Annotated in this window: 19 protein-coding genes; 13 read left to right on the plus strand and 6 right to left on the minus strand. The window is 54.3% G+C overall.

All coding sequences use genetic code 11. The features are described from left to right. Positions 1-47 precede the first annotated feature (47 nt). The 7 genes from ACYVJT_RS00960 to ACYVJT_RS00990 all read left to right on the plus strand — a co-directional run bounded on the left by ACYVJT_RS00960 (position 48) and on the right by ACYVJT_RS00990 (position 7316). Complete coding sequence (locus ACYVJT_RS00960; RefSeq protein ID WP_343958942.1) at positions 48-797, plus strand: helix-turn-helix transcriptional regulator; 750 nt, start codon at positions 48-50, stop codon at positions 795-797. 92 nt (positions 798-889) lie between these two features. Continuing rightward, entirely contained in the window at positions 890-2350 is a 1461-nt protein-coding gene (gene sufB, locus ACYVJT_RS00965) for a Fe-S cluster assembly protein SufB (RefSeq protein ID WP_343958940.1), read from the plus strand. 59 nt (positions 2351-2409) lie between these two features. Further along, positions 2410-3609 (plus strand): Fe-S cluster assembly protein SufD, encoded by a 1200-nt coding sequence (gene sufD, locus ACYVJT_RS00970; protein WP_425579891.1) that lies wholly within the window; start codon positions 2410-2412, stop codon positions 3607-3609. Between the two features lie 65 nt (positions 3610-3674). Next, positions 3675-4439, plus strand: coding sequence for a Fe-S cluster assembly ATPase SufC (sufC, locus tag ACYVJT_RS00975; RefSeq protein ID WP_343958934.1), 765 nt, complete (start codon positions 3675-3677; stop codon positions 4437-4439). 43 nt (positions 4440-4482) lie between these two features. Then, the gene (locus ACYVJT_RS00980; protein WP_343958932.1) at positions 4483-4809 is read left to right on the plus strand and encodes a metal-sulfur cluster assembly factor; all 327 of its coding nucleotides are present in this window, start codon (positions 4483-4485) and stop codon (positions 4807-4809) included. 111 nt (positions 4810-4920) lie between these two features. After that, a complete protein-coding gene (locus tag ACYVJT_RS00985) occupies positions 4921-5637 on the plus strand; it encodes a ribonuclease H family protein (RefSeq protein WP_343958930.1) in 717 nt (238 codons plus the stop codon). An 80-nt stretch (positions 5638-5717) separates the two neighbouring features. Beyond that, positions 5718-7316, plus strand: coding sequence for an ABC-F family ATP-binding cassette domain-containing protein (locus ACYVJT_RS00990; RefSeq protein ID WP_343958928.1), 1599 nt, complete (start codon positions 5718-5720; stop codon positions 7314-7316). A 34-nt stretch (positions 7317-7350) separates the two neighbouring features. Here ACYVJT_RS00990 and ACYVJT_RS00995 read toward each other — a convergent pair whose 3' ends face one another. The 3 genes from ACYVJT_RS00995 to ACYVJT_RS01005 are packed head-to-tail and all read right to left on the minus strand — an operon-like array spanning position 7351 to position 9005. Then, a complete protein-coding gene (locus tag ACYVJT_RS00995; RefSeq protein ID WP_343958926.1) occupies positions 7351-8253 on the minus strand; it encodes an SURF1 family cytochrome oxidase biogenesis protein in 903 nt (300 codons plus the stop codon). 10 nt (positions 8254-8263) lie between these two features. Continuing rightward, on the minus strand, positions 8264-8524 hold the full coding sequence (locus ACYVJT_RS01000; protein WP_425579887.1) for an acetone carboxylase: 261 nt from the start codon (positions 8522-8524) through the stop codon (positions 8264-8266). Beyond that, positions 8505-9005 (minus strand): DUF3099 domain-containing protein, encoded by a 501-nt coding sequence (locus tag ACYVJT_RS01005; RefSeq protein WP_343958924.1) that lies wholly within the window; start codon positions 9003-9005, stop codon positions 8505-8507. Before ACYVJT_RS01005 ends, ACYVJT_RS01000 begins: the two co-directional genes overlap by 20 nt. Before the next feature lie 132 nt (positions 9006-9137). Between ACYVJT_RS01005 and ACYVJT_RS01010 the strand changes: the two genes are divergently transcribed. Both ACYVJT_RS01010 and ACYVJT_RS01015 read left to right on the plus strand, forming a co-directional pair. Continuing rightward, positions 9138-9848: a beta-ketoacyl-ACP reductase gene (locus ACYVJT_RS01010; RefSeq protein WP_343958922.1), complete on the plus strand. Its 711-nt coding sequence runs from the start codon at positions 9138-9140 to the stop codon at positions 9846-9848. 4 nt (positions 9849-9852) lie between these two features. Further along, positions 9853-10623: an SDR family oxidoreductase gene (locus tag ACYVJT_RS01015; protein ID WP_343958920.1), complete on the plus strand. Its 771-nt coding sequence runs from the start codon at positions 9853-9855 to the stop codon at positions 10621-10623. 64 nt (positions 10624-10687) lie between these two features. On the opposite strand, the gene serB is transcribed toward ACYVJT_RS01015, so the two are convergent. After that, the gene (gene serB, locus ACYVJT_RS01020) at positions 10688-11539 is read right to left on the minus strand and encodes a phosphoserine phosphatase SerB (protein WP_343958918.1); all 852 of its coding nucleotides are present in this window, start codon (positions 11537-11539) and stop codon (positions 10688-10690) included. A 145-nt stretch (positions 11540-11684) separates the two neighbouring features. Between serB and ACYVJT_RS01025 the strand changes: the two genes are divergently transcribed. The 3 genes from ACYVJT_RS01025 (at position 11685) to ACYVJT_RS01035 (ending at position 13706) form a co-directional block, all read left to right on the plus strand. Beyond that, positions 11685-12455: an ABC transporter ATP-binding protein gene (locus ACYVJT_RS01025; protein ID WP_425579890.1), complete on the plus strand. Its 771-nt coding sequence runs from the start codon at positions 11685-11687 to the stop codon at positions 12453-12455. 18 nt (positions 12456-12473) lie between these two features. Continuing rightward, on the plus strand, positions 12474-13304 hold the full coding sequence (locus ACYVJT_RS01030) for a sulfite exporter TauE/SafE family protein (RefSeq protein ID WP_343958916.1): 831 nt from the start codon (positions 12474-12476) through the stop codon (positions 13302-13304). 144 nt (positions 13305-13448) lie between these two features. Then, positions 13449-13706 carry a type B 50S ribosomal protein L31 gene (locus ACYVJT_RS01035; RefSeq protein WP_343958914.1) on the plus strand — a complete coding sequence of 86 codons (258 nt, stop codon included), beginning with the start codon at positions 13449-13451 and terminating at the stop codon, positions 13704-13706. 84 nt (positions 13707-13790) lie between these two features. On the opposite strand, the gene ACYVJT_RS01040 is transcribed toward ACYVJT_RS01035, so the two are convergent. Both ACYVJT_RS01040 and ACYVJT_RS01045 read right to left on the minus strand, forming a co-directional pair. Beyond that, entirely contained in the window at positions 13791-14687 is an 897-nt protein-coding gene (locus ACYVJT_RS01040) for an FUSC family protein (protein ID WP_343958912.1), read from the minus strand. Between the two features lie 151 nt (positions 14688-14838). After that, the gene (locus tag ACYVJT_RS01045; protein WP_343958910.1) at positions 14839-15390 is read right to left on the minus strand and encodes a hypothetical protein; all 552 of its coding nucleotides are present in this window, start codon (positions 15388-15390) and stop codon (positions 14839-14841) included. Positions 15391-15531: 141 nt separating this feature from the next. Between ACYVJT_RS01045 and lplB the strand changes: the two genes are divergently transcribed. Further along, the gene (gene lplB / locus ACYVJT_RS01050; protein ID WP_343958907.1) at positions 15532-16620 is read left to right on the plus strand and encodes a lipoate-protein ligase small subunit; all 1089 of its coding nucleotides are present in this window, start codon (positions 15532-15534) and stop codon (positions 16618-16620) included. Positions 16621-16727: the final 107 nt, after the last annotated feature.

Here is a 16727-nt window from a genome sequence, read left to right on the forward strand (position 1 = left end):
CCTTTGGCTGGCCAAATCGACGAACTCGTCTATAATTAGGACATACCATGGTTACTAATTTCGCTGATGCACCATCCGACAAGTCAACCTCTGCTTCGGGGTCCCCGCAAACGACACGGCAGAGAGTCATGCACGTCGTTGTGTCTCAAGGTCCGGTCAGTGCCGCAACCATCGGCAAAAAACTTAATCTAACAGCCGCAGCTGTGCGACGTCACCTTGACGCTTTAGAAGATGAAAGCTTAGTCGAAGTCAAAGTTGTATCCGGATCACAACGTGGCGCGGGCAGGCCGTCGCGCAGGTACGTTGTCACACAACAGGGTCAAGTCGAGCTCGGGGATGACTATCTCGATGTTGCTTCCGAAGCCATGTCTACACTGCTTGAGTTCGGGGGAGATGAAGCACTGCGGGGTTTCGCTCGCACGTACTTTAGTACGATTGAAACTCGCTTCAAAGAGCAAGTTCGTGAAGAGGCAACCCTGAATGAACGCATCCAGACGTTAACCAAAGTTTTAGCAGATCTTGGATTCGCCGCGACGACACGTCGTGCCGGCCGTGCTGCAAAAGTCACCACTCTGCGGGCTGCACAAATATGCCAGGGTCACTGCCCAATTCAAGAACTTGCCGCAGAATTTCCCCAATTTTGTGAGGAAGAAACTGACCTGTTTGCGCGTTTACTAGAAGTCGATGTACGAAGACTGTCAACGATGCCTACCGGTGGCCACGTCTGCAACACGCACGTACCATTAGGACGGGCAGCACACGCGTCGCTGATCGCCGCAGGCGGCACAAAGGCATAAGCCGACGAGTTTAGATAAATCAAAATCATAGAGGGCCTCGACGAGGCCTTCGCGATGATCACAAACCACGACCCGTTTTAAAGAGGTTGATAATGACGGATCAAATCAGTCAAGAAACCGCCGATCCCGGTGTGATCCAAGATGTTCTGGATGCAAACCCAGAACTCGAGGGCATGGGAGCATACGAATTCGGCTGGCATGACAAGAACGACGCCGGTGAGAACGCGCAACGCGGTATCAACGAAGATGTTGTACGTAACATCTCGTCCCTCAAGGATGAACCGGAGTGGATGCTCAAGATGCGTCTGAAGGGCCTGCGCTACTTCGGTCGCAAACCAATGCCAACCTGGGGTGCTGATCTATCCGGTATCGACTTCGACCGGATCAAATACTTCGTTCGTTCAACCGAACGTCAAGCCACCAGCTGGGAAGATCTACCAGAAGATATTCTGGAAACCTACGAGCGTTTGGGTATCCCTGAAGCCGAGCGTGAGCGCCTGGTTGCTGGTGTTGCGGCCCAGTACGAGTCTGAGGTTGTCTACCACCAGATCAATGACGAACTCGAACGTCAGGGTGTCGTGTTTGTCGATACCGACACCGGGCTGAAAGAACACGAAGAGATGTTCCGTGAATACTTCGGTTCGGTTATTCCTGTCGGCGACAACAAATTCTCAGCTCTCAACACCGCCGTCTGGTCCGGTGGCTCCTACGTCTATGTGCCAAAAGGCGTCCATGTAGAGATCCCGCTGCAGGCATACTTCCGGATTAACACCGAGAACATGGGACAGTTCGAGCGCACCCTGATCATCGCTGACGAAGGCTCTTACGTGCACTACGTAGAGGGCTGTACAGCACCGATCTACCAGACCGACTCCCTGCACTCCGCTGTAGTCGAGATCATCGTCAAAAAGGACGCTCGAGTTCGCTACACCACCATCCAGAACTGGTCCACCAACGTCTACAACCTGGTCACCAAGCGTGCTGTTGTCGAAGAAGGCGGCACCATGGAATGGGTTGATGGCAACATCGGTTCGAAAGTCACTATGAAGTACCCGGCCGTCTACCTGACCGGTGAGCACGCGCAGGGTGAGACCCTCACCATGGCGTTTGCAGGTGCTGGTCAGTACCAGGATACCGGTTCCAAGATGGTGCACTTGGCTCCAAACACCAAGTCAAACATCATTTCGAAATCCGTAGCCCGTGGTGGCGGACGCTCTGCTTACCGTGGACTGGTACAGATCACCGAGGGCGCCAAGAACTCGACCAACAACACCGAGTGTGACGCGCTATTGGTCGATACTATTTCGCGTACCGATACCTATCCTTACATCGACATTCGTGAAGACGATGTGACCCTGGGGCACGAAGCAACCGTCTCCAAGGTTTCCGAGATGCAGCTCTTTTACCTCATGAGCCGTGGTCTCTCGGAAGAGGAAGCGATGGCAATGATCGTCCGTGGCTTCGTCGAGCCGATTTCGCGTCACCTGCCAATGGAATACGCAATGGAATTGAACAAACTGATTGAACTGCAAATGGAAGGATCGGTGGGCTAAGCGTGGCCAACACTGACGCAACTACACTTGAAGACGGTCCCGACCTCCTGATCCCAGGCATGGGTGAAGAGGGCGAAAACCTCGTCGTCAAACAGGCCGACGAGCAGACAGCCGAAGCAGAAGAGCAGAAGTTCGGCACGTCGCGCGCCGATCGCAAGACGAGCTTTGATCTTGCCGATTTCCCGGTACTCACCGGTGAAGAAGAAGATTGGCGCTTCACGCCACTGCACCGTCTTGCAGGTTTACACCTTCCAGAAGGTGACGACAATTTACTGACTGGTCCAGCACCAACGGTCAATGTAACAGAACATGAAGGCGTCTCACTTGAGACCGTTGCACGCGATGACAAGCGTCTCGGGTCGTTCATGGTGCCGGATGATCGCACTTCTGCTGCCGCATGGGCCTCATTCAAAGAGGCTACCGTTGTGACTATTGCAGACAACGTGGAGCTCGAAGAACCCATCACCATTTCGGTTGAAGGCAACTCCACCGAACCCGCGGCACAGCACATCCACGTCGCTATTGGCGCAAATTCCAAAGTCAACTTGGTAATTAACCAAACTGGTAATGCAGTCGTGAACCAGAACATGGAATTCGCTGTAGGCCAGGGTGCAAATGCCAACGTCACTTCCATCCAGGCATGGGATGACGATGCCGTCCATGTTGGCTCACAGCAGGCCTCCCTGGGTAAAGACTCCACGTTCAAACACGTGGTCATCACCTATGGCGGTTCACTGGTTCGTTTGACTCCAATCACTCGCTTTGCAGGAGACGGAGCCACTACGAACATGTATGGTTTGTACTTTGCGGATGCAGGACAGCATTTGGAGCACCGCATCTTCATTGATCACTCGACCGATAACTGCACCTCCGATGCGCTCTACAAGGGAGCACTCCAGGGACAGGGTGCCCGCACAGTGTGGGTCGGTGACGTACTGATTCGTAGCAATACTCAGGGAACCGATTCCTTCGAAAAGAACGAAAACCTGCTACTGAGCGAAGGGGCCCAGGCAGACTCGATTCCAAACTTGGAAATTGAAACCGGCATCATCGACTCCGGAGGCCACGCTTCCTCTGTCGGCCGATTCGACGAGTCACAGCTGTTCTACCTTATGGCTCGGGGGATCCCAGAGCCGCTTGCTCGCAAGCTCATCGTCCGCGGTTTCCTCAACGAAGTCATTCAGCGGATTGGCATCGAGGACGTCGAACAATCCGTGACCGATGTCATGGAAGACGAAATCGCCGGACTCGAGTTCTAGAAACCCCACCTGTAGCCATTACGAAAGACCCGTGATCCGCGGGCAACAAGGAGACTTAGACAACAATGTCAACACTTGAGATCAAAGACCTGCACGTCAGCATCGAGACTGAGCAGGGCGAAAAAGAGATCCTCAAAGGCGTCAGCCTGACCATCAATTCTGGTGAAACCCACGCCATCATGGGCCCGAACGGTTCCGGTAAATCCACCATGGCCCAAGCCATTGCAGGCCACCCTTCGTACACCGTGACCAGCGGTGAAATCCTGTTGGACGGCGAAGACGTGCTGGAAATGGAAGTCAACGAGCGTGCACAGGCCGGCCTTTTCCTTGCTATGCAGTACCCGGTCGAAGTACCCGGTGTCTCAATGACAAACTTCCTGCGCACGGCCAAAACAGCGCTCGACGGCGAAGCCCCATCGATCCGTACCTGGACCAAAGACGTACGTGGTGCCATGGACTGGCTGGAAATGGACTCAACCTTCGCCACCCGCAACGTGAACGAAGGATTCTCCGGCGGTGAGAAGAAGCGCGCTGAAATCCTGCAGCTCGAACTCTTCAAACCAAAATTCGCCATTCTCGACGAAACAGACTCCGGCCTGGACATCGATGCACTTCGCATTGTCTCTGCTGGCGTCAACCGTGCACAGGAAAATAACAACATGGGTAGCCTACTCATTACCCACTACACCCGTATCCTGCGCTACATCAAGCCGGACTACGTCCACGTCTTCGTCGACGGAAAGATCGTTGACTCCGGGGGCGAAGAACTTGCCGACCGCCTAGAAGACGAAGGCTACGTCAACTACGAAACGACTCAAGCACCCGCCTAAGTCATTTCTGATATTGTGCACAGCACACGGATCAGGAGGTACCATGACCGATACTGTTGCAGAAACACCATTGGAAGACGTTGAGGAAGCCCTCAAAGACGTCATTGACCCCGAACTCGGTGTCAACATCGTCGACCTGGGCTTGCTCTATGGTCTGAACTACGCCGACGACGGCGCACTCATCGTGGACATGACACTGACCACTGCCGCCTGCCCGCTCACCGATGTGATCGAGGACCAGGTTGGCCGTGCAATTGAGACCATGGTCGATGAATGGCGCCTCAACTGGGTATGGATGCCACCATGGGGTCCGGAACGGATTACCGAAGACGGCCGCGAACAAATGCGCGCACTCGGCTTCAACATATAAACCAAACGGTTTTTACCAACCGGTCGCAAACCACCTGGTGGTTTGCGACCGGTTGGTCGTTTAACCACCTACACTAGATACGGCCCACCACGACACCTTGAAGGGATACTCATGCTGACAGTTGGCGTAGATGGCTCGGCACTCGGCAACCCAGGACCAGCAGGCTGGGCCTGGTACATCGACGACTCCAATTGGCAAGCAGGTGGATGGGAGAATTCGACCAATAATCGAGGCGAGCTCTCGGCGATCATCAAGCTCTTGGAAGCTACCGCAGACACAGACCACGACCTCAGCATTCTGGCCGACTCCCAATACGCCATCAACTCCATTACCAAATGGCTGCCCGGTTGGAAGAAGAAGGGCTGGAAAAAAGCCGACGGTAAACCGGTGAACAACCAAGACCTGATGATTCAACTCGATGAACTGATGAGTGCAGCCAAAGCAGCCGGGCGCAAAATAACGTATCAGTGGGTCAAAGGGCACGACGGTCATCCACTGAATGAAGCTGCTGACTCCCGAGCCAATGCGGCGGCCAAGGCGTTCCAAGCCGGCAAGCCAGTAAAAACCGGTCCGGGGCTCACACTGGACAACAACGCAGAAGGCCTCGCCGAGCGAATTGATGACTCCGAACCTTCTCTTCAACCAGATAGACGCGCCGACACGACATCAACCGGTTCAACGGCAATGGTCACCGTGCATACATCCCTGGATCGATCGCTGGCCGATGAGATCGTGACACGCGCTCAACAACGCGGCGTGACACCACACCAAGAACTCGCAGCGCTCATTCAAGCCGGTATGAAAACTACATACGGCATCGGTGAGTGAACAGAATCGTCAAAATCGCCGGGCTTGCCTAAACTGAGGTTGCCCAACTTCTAAACCATATTCTTTGAGGTAGTACATACATGATTTCAGCACAACAGCTGTCTGTTGTGGTCGGCTCCCGGACGCTCTTGTCCGACGTCACGTTTCACATCAACCCCGGCGACCGCATTGGCCTCGTGGGACGCAATGGTGCCGGCAAAACCACATTGACCAAAGTGCTCATGGATGAATTCATCCCAGCGACTGGTACCGTGATGCGTTCTGGAACCGTTGGTTATCTGCCTCAGGATCCGCGCACCGGCGACCTCACACAGTCGGTCCAAGATCGTATCCTATCGGCGCGGAATCTTTCAGAACTGTCACGTCGTATGCAACGCGCCGAAGAAGAAATGAGCTCCACGGACACAAAGCTCATGGAACGTGGCATGCGACGCTACCCAGCGGCAGAAGCAGAGTTCATCGCAGCAGGTGGTTATGCGGCACAAGCCGAAGCGGCCTCGATTGCATCAAACCTAGGTCTTGAAACGAGCATCATGGACCGTTCGCTCGACACCTTATCCGGCGGTCAGCGTCGACGCGTTGAGCTGGCACGGATTTTGTTTGAAAAACCAGACACCATGATCCTGGACGAACCGACCAACCACTTGGATGCGGATTCCGTCATATGGCTACGAGACTATCTCAAGACCTACGAAGGTGGGTTGCTGATCATCTCTCACGACCTTGATCTCATTGATGAGGTCGTCAACATAGTCTTTTTCCTTGATGCCACACGACAGGTCATCGATATATATTCGATGGGATACCGTGCCTACCTGAAGCAGCGAGAGGTTGATGAACGCCGACGTCGCCGCGAACGGGCGTCTGCTGAAAAGAAGGCTGCGGCACTTCATGCGCAAGCCGACAAAATGCGTGCTAAGGCAACCAAAGCCGTAGCTGCTCAGAACATGGCCAAACGGGCCGACCGCATGCTGGCCGGTCTGTCCGAAGCCCGCGTTGAAGAAAAGGTCGCAAACCTCCGTTTCCCAACGCCGGCACCGTGTGGCAAGGTGCCACTTACCGCATCCGGGCTCACGAAATCGTATGGTTCAACGGAAGTATTTACCGGTGTCGACCTCGCCATCGACCAAGGATCACGCGTTGTGATTCTTGGTTTCAACGGTGCCGGAAAAACGACGCTCCTGCGTTTATTAGCTGGCCAAGACGAACCCGATTCTGGTCAGGTCGAACCAGGCTATGGCCTCAAGCTTGGCTACTATGCTCAAGAACACGAGACCTTAGATATTAACCAGTCGGTCCTGGACAACATGATGTCTGCCGCACCCAATCTCGATGACACAACGGCACGCACCGTCTTGGGTTCGTTCCTGTTTTCTGGCGATGACGTCTATAAATCAGCAGGTGTGCTGTCCGGAGGGGAAAAGACCCGCCTCGCATTAGCAACCCTGGTAGTCTCCGGTGCCAACGTACTCCTCTTGGATGAGCCGACCAACAACTTGGATCCGGCGTCCCGCGAAGAGATTCTCTCGGCCATTCGTAGTTACGTGGGAGCAATCATTTTGGTGACTCACGATGCTGGTGCGGTTCAAGCACTTGATCCAGACCGTGTCCTCATTCTTCCTGATGCCGATGAAGATATCTGGTCTGACGACTATCTGGAGCTAGTAGAGCTCGCCTAAAAGCTGGCGAGAGTCATCGTCTATTCAACAGCGGTCAGCTGTTGAGCATCGAGTCTTCGATTTCCTCATCCGTCATGCGGCCTTTACGCCGTTTGACGGGTTTGGCTCGCTCAACGCGATGCGCCGAGATGAAGCCATCTTCTTCTCGTTCGCCGTAGATCTCGTCTTCACGATTGCGGACGGCTTTCTGATACGCCAACCAGCCCCACACGACAAACCCCATAAGCCCGAACGTGAACCACTGCATTGAATACGATAAGTGCGGACCTTCATCGCGTTGTGGTTCAGGCATCTGTTGCGGAGATTCAGCTGGAGCTGGGGTTTCTGAAGCCATCAACCCATACGCCTCGTCTGCGATCTCGTAGTCCAGCTGGTCATTTATCATCGGCAGATTAATTGAGGCGACCTGCCCATCAGGAGCACCTCGATCAAGCGATTCTTCGCCGGGCATCGCCCGAACGGTGATCTGAGTTTGGCCCTGTGGAGGTGCCGGAACGTTTTCCGGAGCCGAGGCATCCGCACCGAGCGGCAACCAACCACGGTTTACGATCACCCGATCACCTGTATCCGTCACAAATGGGACGAGAACCTCGAAACCAGGTCGTCCAGCGCGCGGTCGGTTTCGAGCAACCAACGTGTCTTCTTCGAGATACTCACCCTGAACGGACACCGGTGTCCATTTCTGTTGCTCGGTCATGTCATCAAAGAAGTGACCGCCCTCTGCATACGAGATGGGTTCGGCATCATAGTTGGCGACGATTGTATTGATCTCGTCGACTTTGTCCATGCGGCGATCCATTTGCCATTCGCCCAAGAACACGGTGGCTATGGCAAAGATAATGCAAAAAACAAATCCACCGATCCAAGGACCAGACAACAGAAACCGGAAATTCAACTTCGGTTTTGTCACTGCGCCTGGGTTGTGTTCATTTGTCATGGAAACTATGTCACCTTGATAACGGTTGGATCTCTTTGAGAAATGCTCGTGAGGATAAAAAGTCTGCCAAGAATTCACGGTGCTCGTCGCAGGCTAACCATATTTTACGACGTTCTGTGTCGTGAATTTTGGGATTATTCCACAGTAACTGCCACACGGCGCCTTCGGTGCAGGACTTGCGCGAACATTGCAGTTCGGTTGCCTGCGGTTCGACCGTGGCAGAACCGGTTAGCATAAGGTTACCGAGAAGATCAGGACCGTGTGTCATCATTATCCTTCTCATTTTCGCCCACATCGGCCGCTCGGGCATCCGATTCCGCGGAAGGCGAGGTTCCGATGTCGGTATCGTCATGCACCACATCGCCAACAATGACGGTATCGTCGTCAGATGGCTCCGCGTCTTGCGAGGCTGCCTCTAGTGCGGCTTGCTGTGGAGGAATCGGCTCAATAGAACGTCCATCCACTTGTCGAATATTATTGGCGATTTGCACACCGATCCACGGGGCGATCATTCCGGTAACGAATACGGCGATCTGCAACCATCCATCGGTTATGAGTACGACGAACAACGAGGCAATCCGCACTCCGATGGTGATGGCGTAGAAACCGTTCTTGCGTTTCGCATCGGCTACAACGGATTCAGATGCGCCCGTGATCAAATACACTTGATCATCGTGTTTTTTGAACTGACGGGTAGACCCACGATGACTTCGCCGGTGGTGCGGGGAGGAGGTTTTCGATTGATCCGTCAAACCGTCTCCTTTCACGCCGCTTAGTTTTCAGGCACGAATTTTTTCGTTGCATTTAGGGGTTGCAGTCTCCATTGTCTCATTTTCCCGCCTAGAGTAGGGGCAAAACATCGTGATCAATCTAGAGGAGTAAATGTGGCGCAAGGCCGAAGTGTATTGGTGACCGGAGGGAACCGGGGGATAGGCTTAGCAATCGCTCAAGCCTTTCTTGCTGAAGGCGATCAAGTGGCCGTCACGTCACGTTCTGGTGACGGGCCCGAGGGGGCGCTCACTGTCAAAGCTGATGTGACAAATATGGAATCGATCGACCAGGCGTTCGAACAGATCGAGCAAGTCCACGGTCCTGTCGAAGTGTTAGTGAACAACGCTGGCATGAATAACGACCAATTGCTGATGCGGATGTCCGAAGAAGACTTCGAGCAGGTGCTGGACACCAACTTGACGGGTTCGTTCCGCGCGCTGAAACGCGCGACTCGCGGGATGATTCGGCTCAAGAAGGGCCGGGTCATCTTCATTTCGTCCGTCGTTGGCCTGTACGGTTCTCCTGGCCAGATCAACTACGCGGCATCAAAAGCCGGTCTCGTGGGCATGGCCCGTTCTCTGACACGAGAGCTGGGCTCTCGCAACATCACCGCAAATGTGGTCGCTCCCGGCTACATCAATACGGAAATGACACAAGCGTTGGACGAGGATCTGCAGAAGCAATATAAGCAAGCTATTCCAGCCGGGCGCTTTGCGGATCCAGACGAAGTAGCCAACGTGGTTCGTTGGCTCGCATCGGATGAAGCTAGCTATATTTCAGGAGCAGTCATCCCGGTGGATGGCGGCCTAGGGATGGGACACTAAACACATGACACAGACTCAAGACTTAGCACAGACCGGTGTGATCGTGACCGGTTCATCGCGCGGTGTCGGCGCCGCGACCGCGCAGTTATTAGCTGGACGTGGTGCCGGCGTCGTCATTAATTATCGTCAGAAAGCACCCCGCGCCAAGAAAGTCGTCCAACAGATCGAAGCAGCCGGCGGCCAGGCTGTAGCTGTTGGTGGAGACATCACGACCGAAGAAGGTCGCACGGCAATGATCGACGCCGCGAAGGAATCCTTCGGTGGTCTCAATGTGCTCGTCCTCAATGCCTCAGGCGGCATGGAGTCAGACCTCGGCGAAGACTACGCGCTTCGCTTGAACCGAGACGCCCAGGTCGCCATGCTGGACGAGGCAGCAGCCGTGATGCCACGGGGCGCCCAAATTGTGTATGTAACCAGCCACCAAGCGCACTTCATAGATGATGTTCCAACCATGCCCGAGTACGAGCCAGTCGCAAAGTCCAAACGCGCCGGTGAGGTGGCCCTACGCGAACGCATTCCCGACCTAGCGGAGCAGGGGATCGGTTTCGTTGTTGTCACCGCAGACATGATCGAAGGCACGATTACAGCCACACTCCTCAACCGAATGAATCCAGACGCCATCGAATCACGTCGTGAGGCAGCTGGCAAACTCTACACAGTAGACGAATTCGCCACAGAAATCGCTGCCCTCGTGGGTCGAGACGACCTCGAGGTTGGTCACACAGAATATGTTGGTGGGGCAAAAGACTACTTCGAACAGCTCGAAAAGAACTAGCCCATCACCGCACTTGCAACGGCGCCGGACATATTAGCCGGCGCCGTTGAGCGTTTAACAGTCGTCAGAATCCAAGCACCACGCGAAGGACTTCGTGGGTGGGAACCTCAACAATACAATCTGCGTGGTCTCGAACAATAGGTTTCGGACAAAACCCAACACCATAGCCAGCAAGTTCAAGCATGTCTAAGTCATTTGCACCGTCACCCACCGCAACGGTGGCTTCTAACGGGATATCATGATCGGTTGCCCAACGGCGCAACATAGCAGCCTTGGCAGCACGATCAATAACCTGGCCGGTGACTCGACCGGTTAACTTTCCTTCAACGATCTCGAGTGTATTGGCAGCGAAGCCGTCGAGCCCAAGTTGTGTGGCCAATGGTTCCAATGCGTGGGTGAAACCACCTGAGACGGCATAGACATAACCACCAGCGGCTTGCACGGCCCTGACGAGTTCTCTTGCACCGTCATGGAGGGTCGCTGAGGAGGCTACCTCGTCAAGTACCTCGACCGGAAGATCTTCTAACGTTGCAACACGGTGATGCAACGAGTCGGCAAAATCTAATTCCCCACGCATCGCACGTTCAGTCACCTCGGCTACCTCACGTTCTTTCCCGGCATGCGCTGCTAAGAGTTCGATGACTTCTTCGTGAATCAGTGTGGAATCGACGTCGAATACGACCAGTGGTACCTGTTGCTGAAACACTTCAACCTGTTGAGCCGACATAATGGCCGAAAACCAGTGCTCCGGAAGGTCTTTAAGGCGGTGAGCCGCCGAGATCCACCGATGACCTGTGAATCCCACACCTTCGACGATTTCTGCATGTGCAGGAACACCATCTAACCGTGCGTACCCCATGCTGTTATAGACCACCACACGATCACCGATCTTCATGTTGGCTGTATTTGTCGGCATACCGGTTCCTTTCACCAAATCGTCCTGCATCTAGCCTAGTCTGGATCGTATGAGTTCACCCGATCTGACCCAATCTGCAACTATCGCACAGCGCCCCATCGTCTCACCACACGAATTTGAACCCATGGAAGACTCTGTCGTACACATGTCACGTGTGAGCCTTCGCAGAGGCCCCAATACGTTACTCAATGATGTGTCGTGGATCGTAGAAGAAGGTCAGCGTTGGATTGTGATGGGCCCGAACGGCGCAGGGAAATCCACCCTGATGAATATTGCAGCAGCGCGTTCTCATCCTACAGTCGGTAATGCAGCGGTCTTGGGCGAAACCTTGGGTGCTGTGGATGTTTTTGATTTACGGCCATCTATTGGGTTGTCTTCCACATTACTGGCAGAGCAAGTACCGGGGAATGAAACTATCCGCAACTTGGTGGTGACTGCCGCCTATGGTGTTACCGGTCGGTGGCGTGAAGCATACGAACCGGAGGATTTACAGCGGGCCGAATTTCTCCTCAAACGGTGGGGGCTTGCCAACTATGCTGAACGCCGCTTCCGCACCCTGTCAGAGGGTGAGCGCAAACGCGGTCTCATCGCCCGGGCGATGATGACCGACCCCGAACTCCTGATTCTTGACGAGCCAGGCGCAGGGCTCGACCTCGCGGGACGTGAGACACTGGTACGTTCGTTGTCGCAGTTGGCAGCAGACCCATTCTCGCCGACGCAAATTTTGGTGACCCACCATGTTGAAGAAGTGCCACCCAACTTTACCCACGCCATGCTCTTGCGTGACGGTGACGTCGTTTCTGCCGGACCTATCGAGACGGCGCTGACCGAAGAGACCCTCTCGGATGCGTTCCGTCTGCCCTTGAACGTGTCTCGCAATGCCGAAGGTCGTTTTACGGCATTTGCTCGCACCTAAACACGTTCAAGGAGTCCCATGGAATTTTTGGGCTTGGAGTGGTGGCAGGCGCTGCTCGTGCTGCTCGCAGGGTTTTGGGCCGGGACGATCAACTCGGTCGTCGGATCAGGCACGCTGGTCACGTTTCCGGTACTTGTATCAGTCGGTTTTCCACCGGTTACCGCACAAATGTCCAACGCCATTGGCTTAGTTGCCGCCGGTTTCTCAGGCACCTGGGGATATCGACGAGAGCTCCGCGAAGCCGGCTCTATAGCGAAGCGGCTCACATGGGCCTCTCTTGTCGGCGGCGTGATTGGTGCCACGCTGCTGATGTCCTTGCCGCCCACGGTATTTGACTATGTGGCACCGATTTTGATCGTGGCGGCAATCCTGTTTGTCGTATTCCAACCGAAACTCAATGGGTGGGTCCGGAGACGTCGCGAGGCAGATGGCGATGAACCGATCCATCCAGAGGTCTCGCCAATCCCAACCGGCCCTGTAACGCCCACACTGTTCATTCTGGTGTTTCTGACCGGTATCTATGGCGGCTACTTCGTGGCCGCTCAAGGCGTGCTGCTCATGGGCATTCTCGGCGTGTTCCTGACATCGGGTACGTTAGTGCACGCCAATGCCATCAAAACGTGGTTATCACTTGCCGTGAATCTCATTGCTGCAGCCGGCTATCTGGTGTTTGCCTTCGACCGTATCGATTGGACTGCGGTATTGCTCATTGCGGTGTCCTCACTCATCGGTGGGTCCCTAGGAGCCCGAATTGGACGTCGCATTAGGCCAAACTTGCTACGCGGGGTCATCGTTGTTGTTGGACTGGCGGGGCTGTTCACCATGGTGCTGCGACTACTCAACGGGTAAGAACCTGGCGTAGACTCGCTGCAGCAAAGAGATGATAGTTCGGCGAAAAACATGTAATATGTAGCTTTGGTCTCCAGACCGAAATATACCATTCTGTCTTCGTGCTGCTGGCAAAATCCAGTGGCACCAACGAAGGAACTAGACATGCAACAAGATATTCACCCTGATTACAACTACGTAATCTTCAATGACCTGGCATCAGGCGAACGCGTCCTGACCCGTACCACCGCGACTTCTGAGCGTACTGCTGAGTGGGATGACGGTAACACCTACCCGGTAATCGATGTTGAAATTTCAGCTGCTTCGCACCCGTTCTACACCGGTAAGCAGCGCATTTTGGACACCGCTGGCCGCGTCGAGCGTTTCAATGCTCGTTTCAAAGGCTTCGGTGGCAAGAAGTAGCCTGAAGGGTATTTCTATCTAAGCTTTAGAACAGCGCCGCACCTGTTGGTGTGGCGCTGTTTGTTTGTTGGGATGATCTACGGACTACAGCTGTTCTTGTTCACGACGCGTTCTTGCTGAAATCAACGCCACGATGGTCCCGATCAGGGAACCAATGAATGTTTCAAAGACCCTATCGACCACCAGTATCTCGGCTGGTGTTGGGCTCGCAAGGCTGACCGTCAACAGTGCCAGGGGAGTCACTGCCAACATTGCCACGCCGTAGTTTCGCCCAATAAGTAATTCAGCTGCGGCCTGTAGCAGTATTACGGCTGCAATAATAGCCAACGTAGGTAACTCCAGCCACAACAGTACAGCCGCAACCAGGACGCCTAACGACGTGCCCGTAAAGCGTTGCAGACTGCGGATAAGCCGTGAGTCGATCGCTGCACCCGCCAGCACAACGCTTGCCGCGACCATGGCCCAGTACCAGTGGTCATCATCGAATGTCTGTCCGATGAGTCCGGCTAAAAGTGCTCCCACTCCCACGGTTACTGGGACAGACCAGTCAGCACGAAACACCGCCGGTTGCAATGGCCGAAAGACCTTCGTCCAACTTCGGGTTCGAAGCAATCCAAGCACAGCGGTCAACAGCAATGAGAACAACACCGATGCGCTGGCCACGACAAGTACCTGGGCTACATTGATCCACTCAGCGGGCATAGTTGCCACGGCCCCTGCAGCAAATACCGCGAAGGTTGCCCCACCTGGGTGCCACCTGTACCCACTCACCACGCCGGTCACCAACGTGGCTAACAGTGCCACCACCATGATTCGCACGGTGATGTCTGTATCCAGCACAGATAATAGGGTCCCCAGCAACATCGAAGTAATGAATATGATGCCGGCACCCAATTGCATACGAATTCGGTCACCGTAGTAATGAAAACGGCCGTACAGCGAGGCTAACGCTCCGAACGACGCATAGATGGACAAATCCATGCGACCCAGTAAGAACAAAGTGATCAGCGGTACAGCGATCGAGGTCGCCGCACGCAGCGCAACGCGGTGTGCGCCAGCGTGGGGCCCAAAGGCTAGTGCGGATTGACGGGTCTTTCGGAGTGGAGAAGTCTGCGCACCGAAGAGATTGTTTTTAGCGTTGGTAATATTCGTCTTCTCCTAAGATCCCGAAGTAGCCCTGTCCTTGAAAGTGATCTTCGTCCTCGGTACGGATCGGACCGCCCTGGCGAGAATCGAGCACGGAGAACACCGCTCCAATAATGCCGGAGACGCTCATAATGATCGCTGCAGGATTCGCGATCGCAGAGCCTGCACCTTCCCAACCGGAGCCAAACAGGACCGCTACCAAGGACGTCGCATGGTCATGAGAGCCCGCGGAGAAGATGGTCCCGTCGGGCAAAAAGAGCCCTACGATGAACGCGTTGAATAAGGCGATCCACAGCCAGGCAACAGACCGTTTTGTCGGTGTGAGACCTCTGGCCGCTGGTACCCCGAGAATGATTAATCCCACTGCAATAAGAATCAACGGCAAAAGGATCGTCATAACCCAAGCGACGAGGACGGTGTTCCCGATAATGACCCGAGGTAAGACAATCCAAGCCGCCAGTATAAAGGTGGCAGCCCAGCCGCCATAGATCGCGACTTTATGCAAGCCGGTTGGAACAGACTGTTCTGAAACTCCCATAGTCCTAGCGTAGCCTGAACGATCCGTGGATGAAGCGGCTGCGTGATCTCTATGACATGCCGAGGCGTCGTCTTCACGTGGATGCTGACTCGTATGAAGAAAAACGCACAGCGAGCTGTTTAGCAGACGTAAACTGGGAACATGACTGCTCAAGATACGTTCGATGCCAAGCAATTACACGGTGAGTTTAAGGTCCCCGGCGGGAAACTCGTGGTCGCTGACCTGGATGTGACAGAAGGAAAAATTAGTCGAGCAAATATCAATGGCGATTTCTTCTTAGAACCCGATGAAGCACTCGATGACATTAACAGGGCACTGACCGGGCTAGATTATGATGCTGGACACGGCGCGATCACGCAAGCTGTAGAAGCTTCCGTCGACGAGTCGACAGTCATGTTTGGTTTTGACGCGTATTCGATCGCGACTGCTGTACGGCGTGCGACGGGATTTGCGACGCGATGGGAAGACCACGAGTGGGAGGTTATCCTCCCAACCCAGATCCCAATTTACACTCAGGTGGCCTTGGATCAAATACTCACCGAAGATGTGGCCGCTGGTCGTACACAGCCTGCTATGCGCTTATGGCGTTGGCCGATTGAAGACCCTTCAGTGGTCATCGGATCATTTCAAAGTTATAGCAACGAAGTCGATGCCGATGCAGTGGCAAAACACGGTATCAAGGTTGCACGCCGCATTTCTGGTGGCGGGGCTATGTTCATGGAAGCAGATAACGCAGTCACGTATTCCCTCTACACACCAACCTCTTTAGTCGACGGTATGAGTTTTACTGATTCATATCCGTTTTTGGACGCTTGGCTCATGGAGGCACTCGATCGCATGCAAGTCAAAGCGTTCTATGAACCGTTGAACGATATTTCGACCCCGGAAGGCAAGATTGGCGGTGCTGCACAAAAGCGGTTGGCCGCTGGTTCGATGTTGCACCATGTGACCATGTCCTATGACATTGACGCACAGAAAATGACTGACGTGCTGCGTATCGGACGAGAAAAAGTCTCAGACAAGGGCATTACTTCAGCCCAATCCAGAGTGGACCCACTCCGGAGACAAACGGGGATGGCCAGAGCCGAGATCTGGGATGTCATGGTTCGAACCTTCACCGAACGCTATGGTGCGACAACACGCGAGGTGACAGACGATGAACTAGCACGTGCCGAAGCTCTAGCAGAGGAAAAGTTTCTCACCCGTGCATGGATTCAACGCGTTCCATAAACGCGTCAAATGAATCGTCCTTGGTTTGATGGAGGGTGTGCCAGATATTCCGGAAGGATAAGCTGATTGGACTATGGCCAATTATAAATACCCTCAAGAATTACGTG

The organism is Yaniella soli (assembly GCF_054782375.1).

Excerpts from the sequence above, each read along its gene's own strand:
- sufC (WP_343958934.1), top strand. The coding sequence starts at position 3,675 with ATGTCAACACTTGAGATCAAAGACCTGCACGTCAGCATCGAGACTGAG.
- ACYVJT_RS01035 (WP_343958914.1), top strand. The coding sequence starts at position 13,449 with ATGCAACAAGATATTCACCCTGATTACAACTACGTAATCTTCAATGAC.
- ACYVJT_RS01000 (WP_425579887.1), bottom strand. The coding sequence starts at position 8,524 with ATGATGACACACGGTCCTGATCTTCTCGGTAACCTTATGCTAACCGGT.
- sufB (WP_343958940.1), top strand. The coding sequence starts at position 890 with ATGACGGATCAAATCAGTCAAGAAACCGCCGATCCCGGTGTGATCCAA.
- ACYVJT_RS01040 (WP_343958912.1), bottom strand. The coding sequence starts at position 14,687 with ATGGATTTGTCCATCTATGCGTCGTTCGGAGCGTTAGCCTCGCTGTAC.
- ACYVJT_RS00990 (WP_343958928.1), top strand. The coding sequence starts at position 5,718 with ATGATTTCAGCACAACAGCTGTCTGTTGTGGTCGGCTCCCGGACGCTC.
- ACYVJT_RS01030 (WP_343958916.1), top strand. The coding sequence starts at position 12,474 with ATGGAATTTTTGGGCTTGGAGTGGTGGCAGGCGCTGCTCGTGCTGCTC.
- ACYVJT_RS00995 (WP_343958926.1), bottom strand. The coding sequence starts at position 8,253 with ATGACAAATGAACACAACCCAGGCGCAGTGACAAAACCGAAGTTGAAT.
- ACYVJT_RS01015 (WP_343958920.1), top strand. The coding sequence starts at position 9,853 with ATGACACAGACTCAAGACTTAGCACAGACCGGTGTGATCGTGACCGGT.
- ACYVJT_RS00985 (WP_343958930.1), top strand. The coding sequence starts at position 4,921 with ATGCTGACAGTTGGCGTAGATGGCTCGGCACTCGGCAACCCAGGACCA.
- ACYVJT_RS00980 (WP_343958932.1), top strand. The coding sequence starts at position 4,483 with ATGACCGATACTGTTGCAGAAACACCATTGGAAGACGTTGAGGAAGCC.
- lplB (WP_343958907.1), top strand. The coding sequence starts at position 15,532 with ATGACTGCTCAAGATACGTTCGATGCCAAGCAATTACACGGTGAGTTT.
- ACYVJT_RS00960 (WP_343958942.1), top strand. The coding sequence starts at position 48 with ATGGTTACTAATTTCGCTGATGCACCATCCGACAAGTCAACCTCTGCT.
- serB (WP_343958918.1), bottom strand. The coding sequence starts at position 11,539 with ATGCCGACAAATACAGCCAACATGAAGATCGGTGATCGTGTGGTGGTC.
- ACYVJT_RS01045 (WP_343958910.1), bottom strand. The coding sequence starts at position 15,390 with ATGGGAGTTTCAGAACAGTCTGTTCCAACCGGCTTGCATAAAGTCGCG.
- sufD (WP_425579891.1), top strand. The coding sequence starts at position 2,410 with ATGGGTGAAGAGGGCGAAAACCTCGTCGTCAAACAGGCCGACGAGCAG.
- ACYVJT_RS01025 (WP_425579890.1), top strand. The coding sequence starts at position 11,685 with ATGTCACGTGTGAGCCTTCGCAGAGGCCCCAATACGTTACTCAATGAT.